A 4,357-nucleotide genomic window follows, 5' to 3' on the forward strand; every position below is an offset into this window, starting at 1 on the left:
GTGAAGGCGATGTGCTGGTGATCCTTCGGCTTCTCCTTGCCGGCACTCACCCAGAACACCGGCCGGTCGCGGCCATAACCGCCGATCTTGGCGCCGCCGGTGTATTCCTCCGGCACCATGTAGAGCAGCGAAGCCCCCAACGGCGCCATCGCCTTGTCGTAGAAAGCCTTCGACGCGTCGAAATCGAAAACGGTGATGCCGAGATGATCGATCACAGGACGAGCTCCTCCCTTGGTGGCGCGGCGGCCAGCCCGGCCACGATGACGATGTGCTGGCAGACATTGTCGATATCGCGGACCACGTCGTCGTTCCAGAAGCGCAGGATGGTCCAGCCTAGCCCTTCAAGCTTCGCGGTTCGCGCGACGTCGGACGCCGAAACTTCGGCAAGAGCGTGCTGAGAGCCATCAATCTCGACGATCAGCTTCTTGCTGGGGCAGGCAAAATCGACGATGTAGCCAGCTATGGGCATCTGACGCCTGAACGCGATTCCCATCAGCCTATCAGCACGGACCTCATTCCAAAGCTTCAACTCGGCATCGATCATCGCCTTGCGCATCTTGCGCGCATCGCCGCGATTGGCGGGAGATACCCGATGATGGGTCATTGCGAGGCCCCCCTCTCTGCCCTGCCGGGCATCTCCCCCTCAAGGGGGGAGATCAGCAGCTTCGCCGACGGCGCCCAATCTTCAACGTTGGCGGTTGGCGAAAGCCCAGGCGACATCCAATCTCCCCCCTTGAGGGGGAGATGTCCGGCAGGACAGAGAGGGGGGCCTCGCTCCAACCTCTCCCGTATGGAGGCATCCACCTTCACCGCTTGATCTCCCACGTCGTCACACGCGCGCCGGTGACAGGATCCTTGCCGTCCTTCAACTGCACGCCCTGAGCCAGAAGCTCGTGGCGGATGCGATCAGCCTCGGCCCAGTTCTTGGCAGCGATAAACTCCAGACGATCCGCGATGGCCTTGGCGACCGCCGTCTCGTCCACCTTGGCCGCGCCGACGTCGAAGCCGAGGAAGGCCAGTGCCGCTTTCAACGAAGCGGCGGCGGCATTGCCACCATCGCCGCCAGCCTCGACCGCCTCGCCGGCAAGCTGCGTCAGCCGCTGGAAGGCGGTGTAGGTGGCAAGGTCATCCGAGAGCGCTTCCACCACTTCGGCCGGCAGGTCATTCGCGGCCGCGGGCGCAAGATCGGCGGCACGCTTCCATTTGCGCAACGTGTTTTCCGCCTCCTCCAGCTTGCGCACGGAGAAGTCGATCGGCTCGCGATAGTGCGTCATCAGCATCGCCAGCCTGAGCACCTCGCCCGGCCAGGTGCGGCCGCCGAAGGTCTCGGTCTCCAGCAATTCGTGGATCGAGTAGAAATTGCCGAGGCTCTTCGACATCTTTTGGCCTTCGACCTGCAGGAAGCCGTTGTGCATCCACACATTGGCCATGACCTTGGTGCCGTGGGCGCAGCGCGACTGGGCGATCTCGTTCTCGTGGTGCGGGAAGATCAGGTCCAGCCCGCCGCCATGGATGTCGAAGACCTCGCCAAGATAAGCGGCCGACATGGCCGAGCACTCGATGTGCCAGCCGGGCCGGCCCCTGCCCCACGGGCTTTCCCAGCCGGGCTCTTCCGGGCTCGACAATTTCCACAGCACGAAATCGCCCGGGTTCTTCTTGTGCGCGTCGACGGCGATGCGCGCGCCGGCCTGCTGCTCGTCGAGATTGCGCTTCGACAATTCGCCATAGTCCGGCATCGAGGCGGTGTCGAACAGCACCTCGCCGCCGGCGACATAGGCATGGCCGCGCTCGATCAGCTGGCGGATCAGCGACAGCATGTCGGCCTTGCCGTCGGCGCGGGGTGCGACGAACTCCGTCGCCCGCGGCTCGTAGGTCGGCTGCAGGCAGCCGAGGGCCGCGACATCCTTGTGGTACTGGTCGGCGGTCTGTTCGGTGACCTTGCGGATCGCATCGTTCAGCGACAACTTCCCGGCCGCGATCTCGCCGCCGAAGTCTCGCAGCGCCCTGGCGTTTATCTTGTCGTCGACATCCGTGATGTTGCGCACATACGTGACGTGCTTTTCGCCGTAGAGTTGGCGCAACAGGCGGAAAAGCACATCGAAGACGATCGCCGGCCTGGCATTGCCGATATGGGCAAAGTCGTAAACGGTCGGGCCGCAGACATACATGCGCACGTTTTGCGGGTCGATCGGAACGAACGGTTCCTTCGTCCGCGTCAGCGTGTTGTAGAGGCTGAGGCCCTTCGATGGTTCAGACATACGTGCCCTTCCGATCCCTTAGACTTGGATGGAGCCTTGCCTGCGCCACGGCGCAAAACAGGCTCCAGCCTGCTGGCCGGGGCGTTTTTTTCCGATCTGGGGAAAGATGAGGCGAAAACGTCCGGACCAGCGCGAGGCTAGCCAATAATGCAAATGCCACAAATGGCGAAAGACGTTTTCATGGCCGGCTTTATCGCGCCGGCGGGTGCTGCCGTCAAGTCGCTCGGCTTAGGAAAGATGTCGTTGGATCACAGGTAAAGACGTGGCGAAACATTTTATTAAACATGTCGGCACAGTGATGAAACATTCGCCGGCTAGACCGCCCGGTGTCACGATTTGGACGGAATCAGCCGCCAAACGCCGAACACGAAACCGTTACCAGGGAAGAGAATCATGGCTCGCAGCAAGCAGGAACAGATCCGACAAACGCAGCCCGCGCTGGCCAACCACTACCGCGCGATCGGCCCGGCGGCCATCGTCGCCGCCCTCCTCCACACCGCGAAGAAGAAGAAGCCCGCGCAGAAGATCGTCTCGCCGCGCGCCGCCTGAAACGGCGCGACCGGCACAGTCTCCGACGATGGAGACGGCGGTGACGAGGGCGCCATGAGCGCCCTGGAGATGAAGGCCCCAAAGCAGCCTTTCGGGCAGGCAGCCTTCTGTTGGATGGTTTGACGCAATTCCGAACGGAAAACCGCTCCACACTTTTCCTGGAATTGCTCTAAAACAAGCTCATCTGGTTTCGTCCGCGCCAGGCTTCTGGCGTCCGGGCTTTTCAGCTTGCTGCGAAACGATGCCGCGCTCCTGGATCTCCGGCCCGGTGTTGGCGACCTTGTTGACCAGGTCGGAAACCGGAATTGCCTCGAAGAAATCGGGCTCGACGGGCTTCAGCAGATCGAGCACGTGGCGCGGCTCCTGCGTGCGGCAATCGAGCCAACGGGCGAAGTCGCGTTCCTCGATGACCACCGGCATGCGATCATGGATATGGGCGATGTCGGCATTGGCCTCAGTCGTGATGATCGCGCCGGTGTCCATCTCGGAACCACCGGGCTCGGAGTAAGTCTCGATCAGGCCGGCGAAGGCGACCACGCCGCCGCGTCGCGGGCGGATCCAGTAGGGCTGCCCCTTGGCCGAACCCGATTGCTGCCATTCGTAGAAGCCCGATGCCGGCACAAGAGCGCGGCGGTGGCGCATGGCGGTCTTGAACGATGCTTTTTGCAACACGCCCTCGGAACGGGCGTTGATGAGCAGCGGAAACGCCTTGGTGTCCTCGACCCAAGCGGGAATCAGGCCCCAGCGCACCAGCATCGCCTGGCGGTCCGGCAGGTTGGACCCGGGTTCCCGCGGCGGGCCGGCAAGCGCCATCAGCACCGGCTGTGTCGGCGCGATGTTGTAGCGGGCCGGAAATCCCTCCAGTTCGGCCAGGCCGAGGAAGGCGGCGGTCTGGTCCGGCGTGGCGGTCAGGGCAAAGCGTCCGCACATGGATCTGGGCTTTTCGAGTGACGTGCCATCAAAAGTGGCGATGGAACCGCCACGCCTCAACGGCTAAAGCTGGATTCGCCCAATCGGTCCACAAAAGCCTGCAGAAGGATCGGCACGCATGGAAAAGCGCAAGATCATACCGGCCGTTTCGGTCGCGGTCGTGCGCGACGGCACCGTGCTTCTGGTCAAGCGTGGGCGGGCGCCATCGCAAGGGCTCTATGCCTATCCAGGCGGCAAGGTCGAACCGGGCGAAACGCTGGCAGAGGCTGCCGCACGGGAGTTGCGGGAAGAGACCGGACTTGAAGCCATCGACTACCGCCCGCTGCGCGACATCCATATCGACGGCAGCGGTGAAAACCACGCGGTCGACTATCTGCTGACGGTGTTCGGCGCCGCCTATGCCGACGGCGAACCAGTGGCCAGCGACGATGCCGAGACCGCGGCATTCTACACGCTGGCGCAAATGGCTGACATGCCGCTTGCCGATGCAGTGCTTGAGGTTGCGGTAGCGTTGCTTAACGATTCGCACAAGTAGCTTCGAGAATGCAACGCCATGACTTCAGACGTTTGCGCTGCCCCTCACCTGCCTGCCGGCATCCTCTCCCCGTATAGTGACGGGG

At 63.0% G+C, this 4,357-nt stretch carries 6 protein-coding genes; 2 read left to right on the plus strand and 4 right to left on the minus strand.

Going from position 1 to position 4,357, the window contains the following annotated elements:
- The 3 genes from EOA28_RS26335 to cysS all read right to left on the minus strand — a co-directional run.
- On the minus strand, positions 1–215 hold a 215-nt coding region (locus EOA28_RS26335; protein ID WP_348633436.1), incomplete at its 3' end, for a VOC family protein.
- Positions 212–604 carry a DUF559 domain-containing protein gene (locus tag EOA28_RS26340; protein WP_127253516.1) on the minus strand — a complete coding sequence of 131 codons (393 nt, stop codon included), beginning with the start codon at positions 602–604 and terminating at the stop codon, positions 212–214. The genes EOA28_RS26335 and EOA28_RS26340, both read right to left, overlap by 4 nt.
- Before the next feature lie 202 nt (positions 605–806).
- Positions 807–2,258: a cysteine--tRNA ligase gene (gene cysS, locus EOA28_RS26350; protein ID WP_127253517.1), complete on the minus strand. Its 1,452-nt coding sequence runs from the start codon at positions 2,256–2,258 to the stop codon at positions 807–809.
- A gap of 393 nt (positions 2,259–2,651) precedes the next feature.
- On the opposite strand from cysS, the gene EOA28_RS26355 reads away from it, so the two are divergent.
- Positions 2,652–2,807: a hypothetical protein gene (locus EOA28_RS26355; RefSeq protein ID WP_108702811.1), complete on the plus strand. Its 156-nt coding sequence runs from the start codon at positions 2,652–2,654 to the stop codon at positions 2,805–2,807.
- A 180-nt stretch (positions 2,808–2,987) separates the two neighbouring features.
- Here EOA28_RS26355 and EOA28_RS26360 read toward each other — a convergent pair whose 3' ends face one another.
- Entirely contained in the window at positions 2,988–3,737 is a 750-nt protein-coding gene (locus EOA28_RS26360; protein WP_128315442.1) for an SOS response-associated peptidase, read from the minus strand.
- A gap of 118 nt (positions 3,738–3,855) precedes the next feature.
- Between EOA28_RS26360 and EOA28_RS26365 the strand changes: the two genes are divergently transcribed.
- Positions 3,856–4,272 carry an NUDIX hydrolase gene (locus EOA28_RS26365; protein ID WP_126078294.1) on the plus strand — a complete coding sequence of 139 codons (417 nt, stop codon included), beginning with the start codon at positions 3,856–3,858 and terminating at the stop codon, positions 4,270–4,272.
- Positions 4,273–4,357: the final 85 nt, after the last annotated feature.

It is taken from the genome of Mesorhizobium sp. M2A.F.Ca.ET.067.02.1.1, from assembly GCF_004023285.1.
Taxonomy (GTDB): Bacteria; Pseudomonadota; Alphaproteobacteria; order Rhizobiales; family Rhizobiaceae; genus Mesorhizobium.